We start from the raw sequence: 17,974 nt of genomic DNA, 5'->3' as shown, positions 1-17,974 counted from the left end.
CATCCGAACCGGGTCGCGACACGAACTGCAGGCGACCGAAACTCTTTCGGCGAGGGAGACCGACATGACCGCGACATTTGCCCAGGTGGCAGCCGAACACGACGCGTCGAGCGTGCCCCGGATGCCCGTGCCGCTTCCGCACGAGATCGTCGCCGACCACGTGGACGGCGAGGTCCGCGCGCGCTTCCTGACCCCCGACGATCCGGACTGGACCAACGACGGCGCGGCCACCTGGACCACCGGCCATGTCTCGGGTCTCACCTATTCGCACACGTCGGGGTCCGACCAACTGGTCCTCCACAACCGTGGCGCCCACGAGCTCGGTGTGCTGTCCACGCCCGAACTGCCGAGCACCGACGGAACTGTGTTCACACATCTGCCGGTCGGGTCATCGGTCGACCTTCCCGTCGCCGAGTCGCACATCTTGCAGGCGGCCCGGGCCGGGGGGCGGCCGGTCCTAGTCGGACAGATCGTCTGTGGGCGTGATCCCGAGAGCACCGAACCGCTGTTCACCCTCGACGGTCCCGTCCCGGACGAGGTCGACTGGTCCGCAGCCGATCCGGAGGATGTCTACTGGAAGCCGGGCGACATCGATTTCGGCGCGCCGACCGCCCCGCAGTTCGTGTTCGCCGATCCGTTCGCCCACGGCGTCCACCACACGCGCATCGACGGCGAGGTGGCGATCCACAATCGCGGCGACAGCCAGGTGGCGGTACTGACCGTCGGTATCGATGGTCCGCTCGACCTGGTGATCGCACGCCCAGGTGAATCGGTCCCGGTTCCGCCGGGGGACGTCGTCTGCTACGTGCAGGCGCCGCGAACCGATTGCAGCCCCACGTTGTTGGGCGTCATGTGGCTCCGCGGCGGCGAGCTGATGCCGAGCGTCCTGCCGATTCCGTCGCGGCGTGATCACCTCGACTACCACTACCTGACCCCGTGGAGCGCCGACTGGGATTGCGGCTATCCGCAGCAGATCCATCTCGACCCCGAGGCGAGTGGTGTGACCTACCAGTACCGGGCGGGGGCGGATCGGATGACGATCCGCAACACCGGTGACGAGGCGATCGCGGTGATCTACAACCGTGATGGCGAGCGTGTCGTCGCCGAGGTGACGGCGGGCAGCCGGATGACCTTCCCGGTCTGCGCGGACGCCGACACCGGACAGGTGTTCTCCGTCGTCGGTGAGCGGGTGGACAGTCGGCCGGGCCGGTCGGCGAGTTTCGCGTCGTCGGGTGCGGTGATCCCGGGTACGCGTGGGAAGCCGGGGACGGCGACCAACTACGGGTCGGTCGTGATCATGCTCGGAACTGTGGTCTACAGCGCCGTCCCCAAGAAGAACCTCTACCTGGCGTGGTCGGATCGGCGTCGGTGGCTGCGGCGGGCCACGGTGTGAGAACCGGCGCCGTCAGCCTACGTAGCGGCGGAGCTTGGCCGACATACGTGGGATGAGGTCGCCATCGGCGTCGACGCGTTCTTCGACGTAAGCGAGGTCGCCGTCCTCGACGAGCCCGTACAGCCGTTTTGCGCCGCCGGTGCGACGCCCGGAATCTGCTCTGATGACCACGTCGGTGGCGAGTTCCCACGACGTCTGGTTCAGGGGCTGACCATAGAACAGCTCGATCGATCCCTCCGCATGAGCCAGCAGCAGTTCGATCGTGTCGTCGTCGCCGATCCGCCAGAACCCGGTCTCACGCAGATCGGGACCGACGAAACGTGCATCGTCGTCGATCACCCACGAGCGGGCCTGCCAGTTGAGAAAGTTCTGGCCGTCATGACTGACGATGATCTGCTGGGCGAAGTGGTAGTCCTCGCCGGTGTCAGGATCGTTGCCCTCGCCCTCGCCTTGCCAGACCCCGACCATCGGTAAGAGCGCCAGCAGGCCGGAATGCAGATCTGCGCCCAGGCGCAGATTGGCGGTGTCGTGCTGGAGCGGCAGCTCGCCCCACTCGGGAAGGTTGCGGTCCGCGGTCTCGCGGGCACGCTCGGCGGCCTGGTTGATCGCGTCGTCGCCGGACCGGCGCGGTGCGCCGTCCGGTTGATCCGCAGGTCGGGTCACGACTCGTCGTTGATCAGACGGTAGAGGACGTAGACACCGAACCAGGCGATCAGGATCGACGCCAGAATCAGCAGGATCTCGAAGAAAATGACCACGCGCAGAGTTTAGCGCGCGAGTTCGGCGGCCATCGACCCGAGGTTCGTGTGCGGCGGTGCTTGGATGGAGGCATGAGCGATGAACAGCGCATCTCGACGGCGAGCCGGCGGATCGTCGCCCCGGCCGCACGCATCTTCGAGCTGATCGCCGACCCGGCTCGGCAGCCCGAGTGGGACGGCAATGACAACCTGTCCGACGCGGCGCCGGGTGGGCGCGTGACCGCGGTCGGCGAGGTGTTCGCGATGACCCTCACGAACGGAGCGGTACGGGAGAACCATGTCGTCGAATTCGAGGAAGGCCGTCTGATCGCCTGGAAGCCCGCCGAAGAGGGTGCCGAACCCGTCGGCCACCTGTGGCGGTGGGAACTCGAGCCAGACGGTGACACCTCGACGCTGGTGACCCACACCTACGACTGGACGGATCTGCACGATCCCTCCCGTCTTGCGCGGGCGCGGGCGACAACGCCCGACCGGTTGCGGTCGTCGATCGACCGGCTCGCCGGCATCGCGGAGAATGGCTGACGGACGGCCACCACGTCGACGACGAAGGCCCCCGGGGACGAACCCCAGGGGCCTTCGGTCGTGTGGAACGAACTACTTCTTGACCACGATGTCGTGCTCGTGGACGCCGGGGCCCTCCGGCGAGATCGTCACGTCGCCGTTGCCGACCGAGGACAGCGCGCGCAGCGTCCACGTGCCGGGAGCGGCGAAGAAGCGGAAATCGCCGGTCGGGCTGGCGACGACCTCGGCGGTGAACTCACCGGTCGAGTCGAGCAGCCGGACGAACGCGCCGGCCACCGGCGTGCCCTCGGAGTCGTTGACCTGCCCGGTGAGGACGGTCTCCTTCTCGACGTCGACGCCGGCGGGCAGCTTCTGCCCTTGCTTGGGTGCAGCACACATGATTACTTTCCTTCTCCGAGCTCGACGGGCACGCCGACCAGCGAGCCGTATTCGGTCCAGCTGCCGTCGTAGTTCTTCACGTTCTGGTGGCCGAGGAGTTCCTTCAGCACGAACCAGGTGTGGCTCGAACGCTCGCCGATGCGGCAGTAGGCGATGGTCTCCTTCTCGCCGTCCAGACCGGCTTCGGAGTACAGCTCGGCGAGGTCCTCGTCGCTCTTGAACGTGCCGTCCTCGTTTGCGGCCTTGCTCCACGGCACGTTGATGGCGCCGGGGATGTGGCCGGGACGCTGGCTCTGCTCCTGGGGGAGGTGAGCCGGTGCGAGGATCTTGCCGGAGAACTCGTCTGGGCTGCGCACGTCGACGAGGTTCTTGTTGCCGATGGCCGCGACGGTCTCGTCACGGAACGCGCGGATGGTCAGATCCGGCTCGGCGGCCTTGTAGGTGGTGGCCGGACGGCTCACCGCGTCGGTCGACAGCGGGCGGCCGTCGAGCTCCCACTTCTTGCGGCCGCCGTCGAGGAGCTTGACGTCGTTGTGGCCGTACAGCTTGAAGTACCAGTAGGCGTAGGCGGCGAACCAGTTGTTGTTGCCGCCGTAGAGGACGACGGTGTCGTCGTTGGCGATGCCCCGCTCGCTCAGCAGCTTGGAGAACTGCTCGGCGTCGACGAAGTCGCGGCGGACCGGATCCTGCAGGTCGGTCTTCCAGTCGACCTTCACGGCGCCGGCGATGTGGCCGCCGTCGTAGGCGGAGGTGTCCTCGTCGACCTCGACGAAGACGATTCCGTCGGTGTTGAGGTTCTGCTCAGCCCAATCGGCGCTGACCAGGACGTCGGAACGTGCCATGGTGGGGTCCTTCCCAGATACATGTGGACATTTTGGTGGAGAGAGATGTGGAACGCCGATGATGCCGACCGGGAGATTCGTCGCGGATTGGTTCGGTCACCCGAGTGATGTCCGGATGAGACGCGAGAGGTCAGAGATGCAAAGAACCGCACCGGCCACCATCGTCAGATGAACGCGCCGACAGCGCCGCGTTCGGGAGACTAACGACAGCAACAATCGGCGACGCGACAGAAGTCGATCGCACGACGGCGAGTGAGCATGAACTCACGGCGCAGTTGCATGCCAACGAGGGTACACAGCAGTCAGCGGCGTCCTCAAACCCCTCCCGCATCGTCGCCGAGCGGACCCACGAACTCGTCGATCGTGCGCAAGTCTTCGTCGACCGGGCACACAAACTCGTCGACCGGGCGCACAGCTTCGCCGATCGTGCGGCGAGTCCGGGTGCCCGGTAGGCGATGTGGGCGTGGGTCAGAAATCGCGCGGGACGAGATCGGCAGGCCCTCGCTCACCGGCCAGGAGAACGTCGCTGCCCTCACTGTGGGCCTCGGTGGCCGTCGTCTGCCAGGGGAGCGGCATGGGTGGGAGCGTCGCGGTGAACCGGGAGAGGACATACCCGCGGAGCTCGTCGGCGATCTCGGCGTCGACGTGCTCCTCGGGCCCTCGATAGAAGTCCGTCGCAGAGATGCGCAGGCGTCCGTTGACGACGGAGAGATCCACGACGACGCTGACCTTCACCTTCGGGCCCGGATACGCCGACGCCGACGGCGGTATCCGGGTGTCGGTGGCGATCGGGGGCAGGGGGACGGTTCCGGTCAGCAACACCCCCGACGTCCTGGTGAGCAGACCGTCACCCGGGCCGCCGCCCCGGCTTTGTCCTCCGGGGCCGGGGTGTTGACGGTCAGGTCGAGGATGCCGAGCATGCGTCCGAGGTTCACCGAATCCAGCCGGGTGTAGGCCTCCATCGAGGAAGTGTGCAATAAGTCACCCGACTCGATGTCGAAGCCGTTCGGAGCCGACCACGAGCCCAAGGTCGCGCCGAGTTCGGCACGACAGCCGGCCGGCGAAGCGCAGTCGACCGGGACGCCGCGGGCAGTGATCACCGCGCCGGCGAAGTCTCCTGTGCGCGCGTCGGCCAGGAACGGAAAACCGCTGATGGTGACCTCGGGCTCATAGGTGAGACGAGGTGACGTGACCAAAGCACGGGAGAAATCGTGTTCGGTACGCATGGCCGCGACGGTGTCGGTCAGGAGCAACACGAGCGCGACGACGACCACCCCGACGATGCCGACACCCAGAATCCGGCGCCCCCGGTACCGGTGTTCGTGGCGGCGCCGGGATTCATGCTGTCGGCCTCCCCCGGACGCCTTGTTAACAGCGGAACGCGACATTGGCGCTATTCTGTCACCTATCGCGCACACGTTGGTAAGGCGGCGTAAACAAACCGTCGGCCGCGTGAGCAGTGCCGGACCGGTCCGCACGTGGGGTCGGGAACGGGTGTCCACGGGTCGGGGAACGACGAGATCGGAGTGCTCATGGATCTCTTATTGTTGACAGCCGATCCGAATCCAGAGGCAGTACTGCCGTCCCTGTCGCTTCTCGCACACACCGTGCGCGTGGCGCCGACCGAGGTCTCCTCTCTGATGGAGGCGGGCAACGCCGACGTCGCGATCGTCGACGCCCGCACGGATCTCGCTGCGGCCCGCGGACTCTGCCGGTTGCTCGGCAGCACCGGGTCGGCCGCGCCGGTGGCGGCGGTGCTCACCGAGGGCGGGCTCGTCGCGGTGAATGCCGACTGGGGGCTCGACGAATTCCTGTTGCCCGGCACCGGACCTGCCGAACTCGACGCCCGTCTGCGGTTGCTGGTGGTGCGTACTCGCGGTATGACGACCGAGGAGGCGAGTGGCAAGGTCACCCTCGGCGAGCTGATCATCGACGAGGGCACCTACACGGCCCGGCTGCGCGGCCGCCCACTGGATCTGACCTACAAGGAGTTCGAACTCCTCAAGTACCTGGCCCAGAATGCCGGTCGCGTTTTCACCAGAGCTCAACTCCTGCAGGAGGTCTGGGGATATGACTTCTTCGGCGGTACCCGTACTGTCGACGTCCACGTCCGCCGCCTCCGCGCAAAGCTGGGCAGCGAACACGAATCCCTGATCGGTACGGTACGCAATGTCGGGTACAAAGCGGTCCGCCCGAACCGCGGTAGGGGGTCGGCCGAACCCGACACCTCGGTCGACGTGATGCCCGACGGGGCAGACGGATTCGATGCCGATGACTTCGACGGACCGCTCGACGAGGAGTTCAGTGCCACCACAAACGGGAACTGACGGCGCCGAGCCCACGGTCGTCGACCGGCTGACGCCCGAGACCGCCGACTTCGCGCGCGGGCTGGTGAGGTCCGCGACCGACGCCGACGGTGTCGCCCCGCTTTCCGAACAGTCGGTGACGGCCATCGAGTCAGGATCGGAACAGGGTGTCCGTCACCTGGTCTCGACCGCGGGTTATGCCAACGTGATCGCCGGACGGTCGGGCGAGCCGGCGATGATCGAGGCGGTGGTCGATCCGACCCGCCGTCGGCAGGGGTACGGCCGCTCGCTGCTCGCCGCGGCTTTCGACGTGGCACGCGAGATCACCGCCGATCCGGCGCCGCGGGTCTGGGCACACGGCGACCTCCCGGGTGCGGTGGCGCTCGCGGCGAGTATAGGTCTCGCGCGTCGACGCGAATTGATGCAACTCCGGCGACCGCTCCCGCCGGCCGGCGACGCACTCCCGCCGCTCGAGATCGACGACCAGACCGTGTTGCGCACCTACGCGGGCGCCGCCGACGACGCGGAGATCCTGCGGGTCAACAATGCCGCGTTCGACTGGCATCCCGAACAGGGGGGATGGACGCAGGCGCAGATCACCGAGCGGGTCCGCAGCGATTGGTTCGACGCGAAGGGGCTGTTCCTCGCATCCGACGCGGGGGACCCGGACCGGTTGCTCGGCTTCCATTGGACCAAGGTGCATGACCCGAGCCTGGGGGAGGTCTACATCGTCGGGGTCGATCCCGCAGCCCAGGGGCGCGGCCTCGGTCGGCTGCTGACCCTGGCGGGACTGCATCATCTCGCCGCTCTCGGTATCGGCGAGGTGGAGCTCTATGTGGAGGGCGACAACGCTGCCGCACTGCACACATACGAGCGGCTCGGCTTCACGAGGTACGCGATCGACGTCGCCTACGGGTGACGTCCACGATCCCGCGGCGTCAACTGCCGATACCGTACTTCCGCGTCCGTGCCGGTGTGTCGGTGAGGAAGTCGTCCAGGATTCGCACGACCTCATCGGGCGCCTCGGCGTGCGGATAGTGCCCGACGCCCGGGAGGATTTCGAGTCGGCTCCCCGGGATGGCCTCGTGCGCCGCGATTCCGTGTGCCACCGGGATGATGTTGTCCTTGTCGCCCCAGATCAGCTGCGTCGGCAACTCGGCGTTGAGGTACAGGCGGTTCAGCGCGCTGACGGCCTGGCCGCGGTGATCGACGACCGCACGCAGCGTTCGCAGGAAGGCCCGACGCGTCGCGGCATCCGACAACGAGGCGTAAGCGCGCCACGTCTGATCGGCTCGCGGTGAACGGATGCCTGCCGAGGCGGCCCAGGAGCGTACGGTCTCGCCCACCCGCAGAACGGGTTTCGGCGCGATCACCGGGAGGATGAGTTCGGCGCCGGGGGCAGCCAGCATTCTCAGCATCCAGTTGACGTCGGGACCCAGCCCGCCGCTGCCGATCAACACGAGGCGCTCGCAGTAGTCGGGGTGCTGATAGGTGAACTGCATCGCCACCCGCCGCCGAGGGACTGGCCGATGACCGTCACCGTGTGGATCCCGAGCTCGTCGAGCAGATCACGCAAGAACGCCGCGAACGCGCCCAACGAATAGTCACCGCGTGGCTTGTCCGACCGACCGTGTCCGGGAAGATCCGGGGCGATGACGCGATACCGCCGGGACAGTGCGGGGATCACCGCATCCCAGGTGGCCGAGCTGCCTGCCATGCCGTGGATGAGCAGTAACGTGTCGCCGGCGCCGACATCACGAAATGCGACTCGGTCACCGTGCAGGTCGAGATGTTTGTACTCGTTCGTCACGGACGTCGCTCCCCACGCAGTCGGTCTGATGTCCGGCACTCCGGGTCACCCGCCGACCCTACCGGTCTTGCCTCGCGCGGGCGATATGGCCGTATCGGACCACGGTCCGGCCAATTCACCCTGCGTTCATCTGGTGTCGGTGATCAGTCCACCAGCCCCGCCTAGCGTCAATTCGGACACTCCGGGATAACGGAGTCATTCGATCGAAAGGCACGAGTAGCGGTGAAGATCAATCGGAACGGTGCGTTGGCAGCGGTATCGACCATTGCAATGGTCGCCTTGGTCAGCGCATGCAGTAGTGGCGGGGACACCACGACGATCGGCGGCGAGGGCTCGACAGCCCAGCAGAAGGCGATGGAGCACTTCAGCGATGTGTTGACCGACAACGGCGACATCGTGATGGATTACACGGGCAGTGGCTCGGGCGACGGCATCAAGAAGTTCATCGCGGGCGATGTCGACTTCGCCGGATCGGATTCGGCGCTCAAGCCCGATGAGGTCACCGCGGCAAAGGAACGTTGCAACGGCAACGACGCCTGGCACATCCCGCTGGTCGCCGGTCCGGTGGCCGTCGCCTACAACGTCGACGGTGTCGACAACCTCACCCTGAACTCGACGGTTCTGGCCGGCATCTTCGACTCGAAGATCACCAAGTGGAACGACCCCGCGATCGCGGCGCTCAATCCCGGCGTGACCCTGCCTGCCGAGAACATCGTGCCGGTCCACCGCAGTGACAGCTCGGGCACCACCGACAACTTCCAGCGGTTCCTGCAGGCATCGGCGCCCCAGGCCTGGCCGTACGAGCACAGCAAAGAATTCCAGGGCAAGGGCGGCTCGGCCGCGTCCAAGTCGACGGGCGTCGGCGACACCGTCAAGAAGACCCCGGGTTCGATCACCTATGTCGAGTGGGGCTTCGCGACCGAGAACAATCTGGGTGTCGCCAAGGTCGACTTCGGTGCGGGTCCGGTCGCGCTGACCTCCGAGACGGCCGGCAAGGCCCTCGACTCGGTCAAGTTCAAGCAGCCGGGCAGCAAGGACCTCGTGGTGGACACCGACGCACTCTTCGCGTCGAAGACTGCCGGCGCTTACCCGTTGCTGCTGACCACCTACGAGATCGTGTGCTCCACGGGCTACTCCGACGAGAACATCAGCTCGACCCTCAAGGATGCGTTCACCACCATCCTGAACTCGGGTCAGGATGGCCTCGCCGACATCGGGTACGTGCAGCTGCCGGACGCCTACAAGGCGACCCTGCAGGGCACTGTCGACAGTCTGGGCGGCGGCTCGGGCGGTCAGAACTCCTGAGTCTCACATCACCGTGGTCGCGGGGCCGGAGCGTTTGCGGCCCCGCGACCACGGTTGAGACACTAGGCCGATCCACGATCTCGGAAGTGGCGCGATGACCAGAGCAGAACCAGAAGGACGCATGACCTCACTCAGCCAGAACCAGGGCGAGCACGCCGAGGGTGGTCCGCTGGGCACGGCGCCATCACCGGACCTCCCACCCGAGGCGCAGCAACCCGGTGATCTCACGACGGCCAAGCACAGCAGGCTCGGCGATCAGATTTTCCGTACCCTCTCGGTCGGGTCGGGTGTGCTGGTCTCCGTCGTCATCGCGCTGATCGCGCTCTTCCTTCTCGCCCAAGCGATTCCGTCGCTTGCCAAGAACACCGCGAACTTCTTCACGTATCAGGGGAGTGGGTCACCACCGGCTCCGAGCTGAAGTTCGGTATCCCGCAACTCTTCTACGCCACCGTCGTGGTGTCGGTGATCGCACTGCTGCTGGCCATGCCTGTCGCATTGGGGATCTCGATATTCGTCACGGAGTACGCACCGAAGCGCTTTGTCGGACCGATCACGTACACCGTCGACCTCCTGGCCGCGATCCCGTCCATCGTGTACGGCCTGTGGGGCATCCTGGTCCTCGGGCCCGCGCTGGTCCCGGTCAACAACTGGCTGGTCGACAACCTGGGCTTCCTCCCGTTCTTCCAGCAGCCGTCCCAGATCGCGAACATGTCGACGGGCGGGACGATGCTCACCGCCGGCATCGTGCTGGGCATCATGATCCTGCCGATCATCACCGCGGTGACCCGTGAGGTGTTCATGCAGACGCCGGTCGGCCACCGCGAGGCCGCGCTGGCGCTCGGTGCAACCAAGTGGGAGGTCGTGCGCGTCGCGGTGCTCCCGTTCGGGTTGTCCGGTTACATCAGCGGCGGCATGCTCGGCCTCGGCCGGGCGCTCGGCGAGACGATGGCGCTGCTGCTGATCATCTCCACCGCCGGTCCGATCGACTTCAACCTGATGGAGAGTGGCGAGACCTTCGCGACGAAGATCGCGAACAACGCCGCCGAGTTCGATTCACCGGCGAAGACCGGCGCCTACATCTCGGCCGGCCTGGCCCTGTTCGTGCTGACGTTCGTCGTCAATGCCGCCGCCCGCGCGGTGGTCACCCGGAGGAACAAGTGACATGTCCGTGACCCTCGATACACGGCCGAGTGAACCGGTCAAACGTCACCGGTCCGGTTTTCAGCCGGTGGCCGGCCGACGCAAGGTCGTCAACCAGGCAACGAAGATCCTCGTCTCGCTGGCGTTGTTGATCGCTCTGGTGCCTCTGGTGTGGCTGGTCGTCACGCTCGTCGCCCGGGGGATCGAACCCATTCTGGACCCGCAGTGGTGGACTGCCGCCGAACGCCGGGGCGGCGCAGCCAACGCGATAGTCGGCACGCTCGTGCAGACCGCTCTGGCCGCGGTGATCTCCGTCCCGCTCGGCATCTTCGTGGCGATCTACCTGGTCGAGTACAGCAACGGCAAGTCTTTCCTCGCCCGCACCACGACCTTCATGGTCGACATCCTGTCCGGTGTCCCGTCGATCGTGGCCGCACTGTTCATCTACGCGGTCTGGCGCACGTCGCTCGGACTCCCGCGAATGGGCTTCGTCGTCTCGCTCGCGCTGGTGCTCCTGATGGTGCCGTTGGTGGTGCGCGCAACCGAGGAGATGCTGAAGATCGTCCCGCAGGACCTGCGAGAGGCGTCTTATGCGTTGGGCATCCCGAAGTGGAAGACCATCGCGCGAGTGGTCCTCCCGACGGCGCTGTCGGGCATCGTCACCGGCGTGATGTTGGCAATCGCGCGTGTCATGGGTGAATCCGCGCCCGTGCTGATCCTGGTCGGCTCGACACGGGCGTTGAACTGGAATCCCTTCGCGGGCAACCAGGAATCGCTCCCGCTGATGATGGTGCAGCAGTACAACAACGGTCCCGGCGCCCTCGACAAGGTGTGGGGTGGGGCGCTGACCCTGGTCATCCTGGTCGCGATCGTGTACTTCGGTGCCAAAGCCGTGGCGAAGTTGTTCGCCCCCAAGACCTCCTGACCCTTCGAGGCGCCTTCACGCTCACCGGTGAGCGGAGCGCCTCCACCGCGAGAACGGATAGAGACAATGGCAAAGCGCCTCGACATCAAAGACCTCAACATCTACTACGGCGCATTCCACGCGGTGAAGGATGTGACGCTGGAGGTTCCGCCGCGTTGCATCACCGCCTTCATCGGCCCGTCGGGCTGCGGCAAGTCGACGGTGCTGCGCACGCTCAATCGCATGCACGAGGTGACCCCCGGCGCGTACGCGACCGGCAAGGTGCTCCTCGACAGCGAGGACATCTATGCCAAGGGCGTCGACCCGGTCAGCGTCCGCGCGACCATCGGAATGGTCTTCCAGCGCCCGAACCCGTTTCCCACCATGTCGATTCGCGACAACGTGGTGGCCGGTCTGAAGCTTCAGGGCTTGCGGAACAAGGCCCAGCTCGACGAGGTCGCCGAGCGCAGTCTGCGCGGCGCCAATCTGTGGGACGAGGTGAAGGATCGACTCGACAAGCCCGGCGGTGGGCTGTCCGGTGGTCAGCAGCAGCGACTCTGCATCGCGCGGGCGATCGCGGTGTCGCCGGATGTCTTGCTGATGGACGAGCCGTGTTCGGCGCTCGATCCCATCTCGACGTTGGCGATCGAGGACCTGATGGGTGAGCTCAAGAAGGAGTACACGATCGTCATCGTCACCCACAACATGCAGCAGGCGGCCCGCGTCAGCGATCAGACCGCATTCTTCAACCTGGAAGGTATCGGCCAGCCGGGTCAGCTCGTCGAGCTGAACGACACCGAGACGATGTTCTCCAGCCCGCTCAAGCAGGAGACCGAGGACTACATCTCGGGCCGCTTCGGCTGAGCCGGTACACCGGCAGCCGGAATACCGGCTGTCACATGCTCAACAACAGGATGATCAGCAGGGCGATCAGCGCGAGGGTGAAACCCAGATAGCTGAGGATCTGCCGTCGGTGTGCCGCGGCGGCCTGCTCATCGTCGGTGACCGGCGAGAAGCTCGCTGTGCTCCCGGCGCTCGTACTGGATCGGAGCCCGCTCGCTACGCTCCCGGCGCCCGCACCGAATCCGAGCCCGCTCGCTACGCTCCCGGCGCTCGTACTGGATCGGAGCCCGCTCGCTGCGCTCCCGGTGCTCGGGTCGAAGTCTCGTTCCGCAGAGGGATGCTGAGCCATGTCGCCACCCTAGCGTCGGGTCGGCGGGGTCACGAAATTCTGCGCCGCCGCAGGTGAGCGGCATCTCACGACAGAAAAAACGCGGTCCGGATCGCATCCGGACCGCGTGGGAGATCTCCTCGACCTCTCCGTCAGGAGACCTCGAGGAACTGCTCCGGTGTCTGCCCGGTGGCCTGGAACACCACCCGGCGTCCGATGAGCACGGCGTGGTCGGCGAAGCGCTCGTAATACCGCCCGAGCAGGGTCACATCGACAGCAGCGGCGACCCCGTGGCTCCATTCACGATCCATCAGCACCGTGAACAGGTGCCGGTGGAGATCGTCCATCGCGTCGTCGTCCTCTTGCAGACGGACCGCTTCCTCCGGGTTCTGAGTGGTCAGGACCTCGCGCGCGGTCTCCGCGAGCTGCACCGCGAGCCGGCCCATCTCGGCAAAGTAGCCGTTGACCTCCTCGGGGAGCGCCTTGGCCGGGTGGCGACGGCGCGCCACCTTCGCCACATGCAGGGCGAGTGCACCCATCCGGTCGACATCCGCAGCGATCTGGAATGCACTGACGATCCCGCGTAGGTCACCGGCGACCGGGGCCTGCAGCGCCAGCAGCGCAAACGCCTGCTCCTCGGCGCGGGTCGACAACTCGTTCATCCGGTCGTTGTCGGTGATGACTTCCTCGGCGACGGCGAGATCGGCCTGGAGTAGTGCCTGAGTGGCGCGCGCCATGGTGGCGCCGGCGAGATCGCACATCTCGCCGAGAATCGAATTGAGCAGGTCGAGCTGCTCGAGGTACGCGGTACGCATAACGTCCAGGATACTTGGTCGAGCGACCCGTACCCCGCGACCGCGGATGAACACACCGTGAACGGGTGGTGCGTTTCGGATTTGTCCTATTTTGTGCAGGTCAGGAGCACGTGGCGTCGCCCGCGTTGGTCACCGCGAGATCGTTCGGCAGTCCCGACGATGCCGACACCGCCGGGAGCTGCTCCACCGAGATGGTGCTGCCGGAAGCAGGGGGCGAGTCCAGCGAGCCGTCGAAATTCGAACCGAGGATCACTTCGACGCCCGACTTCACGTTCGGGTCGAGTTGGATCGATGCGCCGGGGAACATCGTCGCGAGAGTGGCCGCCGAATCCTGCTCGCCTGCGCCGTAGCGGATGACGGTCTCGTCACGGTTCTCCGAGGCGTCGGCGACACCACGGACATCGAATCCTTGCGACACCAGCTGGTCGGAGGTCTCCGACGCGACGCCGCTGCGGGTGGTGCCGTTGAGCACGCGCACTCCCACGTTGCCCGGGCTCTGCGCGGTCGCCGACAACTTGGTCGGTGCGGCCTCGGTGGACGGCCCGGACGAACTGCTCGATGCCTTCTTGCTGGCGGAACTCGACTTCTGCTTCTTGGCCTTCTCGCCGGGAAGCGGGTCGTCGTCGATGATCGAGTTGAAGATCGCGTTGATGGCCTCGGTCCGCGGGATCTCGTTGTTCAGACCGTCGGTCGTGGTGCCCGATGTCGGGATGGTCAGGAACGTGACGCGGCCCGCTTCGATGCCCTGCATCGACTCGGCGAGATTGAGCAGCGAGCGGGTGTCGACACCATCGACGAAGCTGTACTCGATGAAGGTGTTGACGATGCCGTTCAGCTTGTTCGGGTTCGACAACACGTTGCCCGACAGCGTGGCCCGCAGCAGCGACGACATGAACAGCTGCTGTCGCTTGATGCGGCCGTAGTCACCGGTGCCCTCGGATGCGATGTTGCGTGCGCGGACGTAGTTCAGGGCCCGGCGTCCGCTGAGCTTCTGCTTTCCGGGCTTCCGGAGGATCTGGCCGAGTTCGTAATCGTAGAGCGGGGCGGTGGAACAGACGTCGACGCCGCCCACCGACTTGACGACCTTCTCGAAACCGTAGAAGTCCATCGCGATGAAGTGGTTGATGTTCAGGCCGCTCATCTGGGTGATCGCCTGCACCAGGCACTTCGGTCCGCCGCTGGCATACAGGCTGTTGAGCTTCACGCCGGTCTCGGGCGGTATCGCGTCGCCGTAGGTGCCCGCGGTGTTGTCCCATTGCTGGCACTCGGGGCGGTCGACCTGGAGATCGCGGGGAAACGAGACGGCGACCACACGGCTGCGATTGGCCGGCACGTTGACCAGGATCACGGTGTCCGATCGCGCGCCCTCGGCGTCGGCGGTGGTGCCGGCGCCGACCTTGCCGTTCTTACCCGTCCGGGTGTCGGTTCCCACGATGAGGTAGTTCTCGTCGCCGTACTGGGCGTCTTTCTTGCGGATGTTCGAATCGTCCGGGTTGACCGCATTGATGGTCTTCCAGTTGCCATCCCACGACTGCAGATAGCCCCAGACGAAACCGGTACCGATGAGCGCCATCACGCAGGCGACTGCGACCATGACCCGGCCGGTGACGGTGACGTTGCGGCTGAGGTTTCGCCGACGGTCCTCCGGTCCGGGATGCCGGAACGGGCGCGACCGCGGCGGGATGGTGTCGGAGAGATCGGGAGTCGGCTGCAACGGCCGGGCGCGGCTGCCCTGCCCGCGCGACTCTTCGGTGACCCGCTCCCGCGTCGCGTCGTCCGAGAGGTCGACGTCGACGTCGGCCGCCTCGGCGCGGATGGTCGGGATCTTCTGGGTGACATCGTTCGCGTTGGGGACCTCGTCGAGGTCGTCGAACCGATGGACGGTGGTGGGGTTCTCGTCGGCGGGCGGCTGTGGCTCCGGCGAACGTTTGGGCGGCCGCCGTCTGGCCTGCCCCTGCTGTGGACGATCGGACGGCTGCGGTGCGTCGCCGCCGGCCGCGTTCATCTGTTCCATCAGCTCACGGACGGTGAGCCGGGTGCGACCGCGGACGTAGCGATCGGTACCGCGCGGCTCGTGGAGTGCGCCGTGTGTGGGTCCGCCGTTCACCGGTGGTTCGCCGAACATCTCCTTGAAGTCGTTGGCACCACCGGTGCGCCCGGCCCGCCGGCTACGACGAGGCGTACTGCCTTCGTCGGACGGCTCGTCCGGTCCCGATGACTTACGACTCAACTGACATTCCCTTGAACCCCGAACTTCCGGTGACACCGCCGATGGGCTGATACGGCGCACCATGACATGGCTCCGCGCATGCAGAACCTCGAGTCATATTACTGATTGCACCTGAGAACATGTCTCAGCTACCGCGTGGCGGTTTGCTTTCCCCGCTCAGCCGCCCGAATGCATGATCTCGGCGCCGTCGGGAACGATGTCCTCGTCCGGATCGTCGAGCCAGCCGTCGGGGAGTGCGACCTTCGCAGGCGATCCCTGACGACCGCGCGGCCCGTGCCCGTCGGCCGGGAACTGGGCGTCTGCCGGGAGCGTGCCGACGAGTTCGCGCAGTTCATCGAGGGTGTTGACCAGCGCCAGGCGATTGCGCAGATCTGATCCGGCCGGGAAACCTCGCAGATACCAGGCGACATGCTTGCGGATCTCTCGCATGCCCTTGCCCTCGCCATGATGTGCCGAGAGCAGCTCACCGTGCCGGACGATGATCTGTGCCACTTCTCCGAGATCCGGGGCGGCTGGCGCCTCGAATCCGTTCAATTCGGCAGCGAGTTCGGCGAACAACCAGGGTCGGCCGAGGCAGCCGCGGCCGATCACCACACCGTCGCAACCGGTGCGGCGCATCATCTCGACGGCATCGGCGGGCTCGAAGATGTCACCGTTGCCGAGGACCGGAACGTCGGTCACATGCTCTTTGAGCCGGGCGATCTCATCCCAATCCGCGGTTCCCGAATAGCGCTGCGACGCAGTGCGGGCATGCAGGGCGACGGCCTGGGCGCCCTCGGCGGCTGCGATACGTCCGGCGTCGAGATGCGTGTGGTGCTCGTCGTCGATGCCGATCCGGAACTTCACTGTCACGGGGATCGAGGTGCCCTCGGTGGCGCGCACCGCGGCCGCGACGATCCGTCGGAACAGGTTGCGCTTGTAGGGAATCGCCGATCCGCCACCCTTGCGGGTCACCTTGGGGACCGGGCAACCGAAGTTCATGTCGATGTGATCGGCGAGGTTCTCGTCGGCGATCATCTTGGCCGCGGCGTAGGTGTTCTCCGGATCGACGGTGTAGAGCTGCATCGACCGTGGGGACTCGTCGGGGCCGAAGGTGGTCATGTGCATCGTGACCGGGTGGCGCTCGACGAGCGCACGCGCAGTGACCATCTCGCACACGTAGAGCCCGGATACCGTGCCGGTGCGGGCGAGCTCGAGCTCTCGGCACAACGTACGGAAAGCGACGTTGGTGACACCCGCCATGGGTGCCAACACCACCGGGCTGGCGAGTTCGATGGACCCGATGTTCAGGGGACGACCAGACGACACCGAACCGGCGCCCGCGGAGAGATCCGTGGACGCCGGTCCGTCGTGCCGCTCGCGAACTCGCTCGTGCGGGAGCGGTCGGAGCGTGGTGGTACTCAGGATGCCTGCTGCTCCCGCTTCTTGGCTTCGCGAGCAAGCGACCGATCGCGCATCTCTTCGAAGCGAATGGTGTCCTTCTCGAGCTGCTCGAGGAACGCGGCGAGCTCCTCGCGGGTCTTCTCGCCTTCGGCGGTGAAGTCCTCACGCTCGAAGACCTTCCACTTACGCAGGACCGGCATGATGACCTCTTCGAGGTGCTGGCGCAGATCGTAGATGCCGTGCTTGGCCATCAGCACGCCGTGGCGACGGAAGTTCGGCATGCCGGCGCCCGGCATCTGGAAGTTGGTGACGATGTCGGTCACCGCACGCAGCGTCTGGTCGGGGGAGATGTCCATACCCGCGCCGCAGATGTTGCGGTAGAAGATCATGTGCAGGTTCTCGTCGGCGGCGATGCGCTGGAGCATCTTGTCCGCGATCGGGTCGTTGCAGGCCTTGCCGGTGTTGCGGTGGCTGACGCGGGTCGCGAGTTCCTGGAACGTCACGTAGGCGACGGAGTGCAGGATGCCGAGTTCGTCGGCATGCTCCTGGAGTTCGTCGACGCGACCGGCGGCCGCCAGCATCGGGTCATAACCGTTGGTCATGTGGATCATCCGCGCCTCCTCGAGGGCGACGGGATCCACGCCGCGGGTCACCACGAGGTAATCACGCATGACGATGCCATGCCGGTTCTCCTCGGCGGTCCAACGGCCCACCCAGTGGCCCCACGCCGAATCCATCGAGAAGTTGTCGGCGATGACCCGGTGGTAGGATGGCAGGTTGTCCTCCGTCAGGAGGTTGGTGATCATCGCGGCCTTCGCGACCTCGTCGAGCTGCGACTGCTCGGGGTCGTAATCCACCCCACCGAGTGCTGCGAAGTTCTTGCCCTCGTCCCAGGGCACGTAGTCGTGCGGGTTCCAGTTCTTGGCGATCTTGAGGTGCCGGTTGACGTTCTCCTCGGCGACCGGTGCCAGCTCCTTGAGCAGTTCCAGCTGGGTCAGCTCGCGTGCCATTCTTTCC

At 66.2% G+C, this 17,974-nt stretch carries 17 protein-coding genes and 2 pseudogenes; 8 read left to right on the top strand and 11 right to left on the bottom strand.

Going from position 1 to position 17,974, the window contains the following annotated elements; genetic code table 11:
• The first annotated feature begins 64 nt into the window (after positions 1 to 64).
• Complete coding sequence (locus tag GTV32_RS10480) at positions 65 to 1,393, top strand: hypothetical protein (RefSeq protein ID WP_161060274.1); 1,329 nt, start codon at positions 65 to 67, stop codon at positions 1,391 to 1,393.
• A gap of 12 nt (positions 1,394 to 1,405) precedes the next feature.
• Here GTV32_RS10480 and GTV32_RS10475 read toward each other — a convergent pair whose 3' ends face one another.
• Positions 1,406 to 2,056: an FABP family protein gene (locus GTV32_RS10475; protein ID WP_161060273.1), complete on the bottom strand. Its 651-nt coding sequence runs from the start codon at positions 2,054 to 2,056 to the stop codon at positions 1,406 to 1,408.
• A 167-nt stretch (positions 2,057 to 2,223) separates the two neighbouring features.
• Between GTV32_RS10475 and GTV32_RS10470 the strand changes: the two genes are divergently transcribed.
• On the top strand, positions 2,224 to 2,673 hold the full coding sequence (locus GTV32_RS10470) for an SRPBCC family protein (protein ID WP_161060272.1): 450 nt from the start codon (positions 2,224 to 2,226) through the stop codon (positions 2,671 to 2,673).
• 72 nt (positions 2,674 to 2,745) lie between these two features.
• Here GTV32_RS10470 and GTV32_RS10465 read toward each other — a convergent pair whose 3' ends face one another.
• The 4 genes from GTV32_RS10465 to GTV32_RS24020 all read right to left on the bottom strand — a co-directional run bounded on the left by GTV32_RS10465 (position 2,746) and on the right by GTV32_RS24020 (position 5,281).
• Positions 2,746 to 3,051 (bottom strand): DUF1416 domain-containing protein, encoded by a 306-nt coding sequence (locus tag GTV32_RS10465; protein ID WP_161060271.1) that lies wholly within the window; start codon positions 3,049 to 3,051, stop codon positions 2,746 to 2,748.
• Positions 3,052 to 3,053: 2 nt separating this feature from the next.
• Positions 3,054 to 3,893 carry a sulfurtransferase gene (locus GTV32_RS10460; protein ID WP_161060270.1) on the bottom strand — a complete coding sequence of 280 codons (840 nt, stop codon included), beginning with the start codon at positions 3,891 to 3,893 and terminating at the stop codon, positions 3,054 to 3,056.
• A gap of 468 nt (positions 3,894 to 4,361) precedes the next feature.
• The gene (locus GTV32_RS24025; protein WP_343287285.1) at positions 4,362 to 4,715 is read right to left on the bottom strand and encodes an LmeA family phospholipid-binding protein; all 354 of its coding nucleotides are present in this window, start codon (positions 4,713 to 4,715) and stop codon (positions 4,362 to 4,364) included.
• Positions 4,706 to 5,281 (bottom strand): LmeA family phospholipid-binding protein, encoded by a 576-nt coding sequence (locus GTV32_RS24020; RefSeq protein WP_343287284.1) that lies wholly within the window; start codon positions 5,279 to 5,281, stop codon positions 4,706 to 4,708. The genes GTV32_RS24025 and GTV32_RS24020 overlap by 10 nt, the downstream gene beginning before the upstream one ends.
• Positions 5,282 to 5,425: 144 nt before the next feature.
• Between GTV32_RS24020 and GTV32_RS10450 the strand changes: the two genes are divergently transcribed.
• Together GTV32_RS10450 and mshD are read left to right on the top strand one after the other, a co-directional pair.
• Entirely contained in the window at positions 5,426 to 6,220 is a 795-nt protein-coding gene (locus GTV32_RS10450; protein WP_161060269.1) for a response regulator transcription factor, read from the top strand.
• Positions 6,198 to 7,118 (top strand): mycothiol synthase, encoded by a 921-nt coding sequence (mshD, locus tag GTV32_RS10445; RefSeq protein WP_343287283.1) that lies wholly within the window; start codon positions 6,198 to 6,200, stop codon positions 7,116 to 7,118. The genes GTV32_RS10450 and mshD overlap by 23 nt, the downstream gene beginning before the upstream one ends.
• 19 nt (positions 7,119 to 7,137) lie before the next feature.
• Here the strand turns inward: mshD and GTV32_RS10440 are convergent.
• Positions 7,138 to 8,009 (bottom strand): annotated as a pseudogene (locus tag GTV32_RS10440) (alpha/beta fold hydrolase).
• A gap of 222 nt (positions 8,010 to 8,231) precedes the next feature.
• Between GTV32_RS10440 and pstS the strand changes: the two are divergent.
• From pstS to pstB, 4 genes and pseudogenes are all read left to right on the top strand, one after another.
• Positions 8,232 to 9,314, top strand: a complete 1,083-nt coding sequence (pstS, locus tag GTV32_RS10435; RefSeq protein WP_161060267.1) for a phosphate ABC transporter substrate-binding protein PstS — start codon at positions 8,232 to 8,234, stop codon at positions 9,312 to 9,314.
• A gap of 121 nt (positions 9,315 to 9,435) precedes the next feature.
• Positions 9,436 to 10,475: pseudogene (pstC, locus tag GTV32_RS10430) on the top strand (phosphate ABC transporter permease subunit PstC).
• 1 nt (position 10,476) lies between these two features.
• Positions 10,477 to 11,379 carry a phosphate ABC transporter permease PstA gene (gene pstA, locus GTV32_RS10425; RefSeq protein ID WP_161060266.1) on the top strand — a complete coding sequence of 301 codons (903 nt, stop codon included), beginning with the start codon at positions 10,477 to 10,479 and terminating at the stop codon, positions 11,377 to 11,379.
• 66 nt (positions 11,380 to 11,445) lie between these two features.
• The gene (gene pstB, locus GTV32_RS10420; protein ID WP_161060265.1) at positions 11,446 to 12,222 is read left to right on the top strand and encodes a phosphate ABC transporter ATP-binding protein PstB; all 777 of its coding nucleotides are present in this window, start codon (positions 11,446 to 11,448) and stop codon (positions 12,220 to 12,222) included.
• 31 nt (positions 12,223 to 12,253) lie between these two features.
• Here the strand turns inward: pstB and GTV32_RS23130 are convergent, their stop codons facing one another.
• The 5 genes from GTV32_RS23130 to GTV32_RS10400 all read right to left on the bottom strand — a co-directional run bounded on the left by GTV32_RS23130 (position 12,254) and on the right by GTV32_RS10400 (position 17,967).
• Positions 12,254 to 12,550: a hypothetical protein gene (locus GTV32_RS23130; protein WP_202422906.1), complete on the bottom strand. Its 297-nt coding sequence runs from the start codon at positions 12,548 to 12,550 to the stop codon at positions 12,254 to 12,256.
• A gap of 131 nt (positions 12,551 to 12,681) precedes the next feature.
• The gene (gene phoU / locus GTV32_RS10415; RefSeq protein ID WP_161060264.1) at positions 12,682 to 13,344 is read right to left on the bottom strand and encodes a phosphate signaling complex protein PhoU; all 663 of its coding nucleotides are present in this window, start codon (positions 13,342 to 13,344) and stop codon (positions 12,682 to 12,684) included.
• A 100-nt stretch (positions 13,345 to 13,444) separates the two neighbouring features.
• Complete coding sequence (locus tag GTV32_RS10410; RefSeq protein WP_161060263.1) at positions 13,445 to 15,574, bottom strand: LCP family protein; 2,130 nt, start codon at positions 15,572 to 15,574, stop codon at positions 13,445 to 13,447.
• 156 nt (positions 15,575 to 15,730) lie between these two features.
• Positions 15,731 to 16,882: a tRNA dihydrouridine synthase DusB gene (dusB, locus tag GTV32_RS10405; protein ID WP_343287282.1), complete on the bottom strand. Its 1,152-nt coding sequence runs from the start codon at positions 16,880 to 16,882 to the stop codon at positions 15,731 to 15,733.
• A gap of 92 nt (positions 16,883 to 16,974) precedes the next feature.
• Positions 16,975 to 17,967 carry an acyl-ACP desaturase gene (locus GTV32_RS10400; RefSeq protein WP_161060262.1) on the bottom strand — a complete coding sequence of 331 codons (993 nt, stop codon included), beginning with the start codon at positions 17,965 to 17,967 and terminating at the stop codon, positions 16,975 to 16,977.
• Positions 17,968 to 17,974 lie beyond the last annotated feature (7 nt).

Origin of the sequence: Gordonia sp. SID5947 (genome assembly GCF_009862785.1) — a bacterium.
Classification (GTDB): domain Bacteria; phylum Actinomycetota; class Actinomycetes; order Mycobacteriales; family Mycobacteriaceae; genus Gordonia.
The sequence above is the reverse complement of the archived record's forward strand: the minus strand, read 5'-3'. Positions and strand labels throughout refer to the sequence as shown.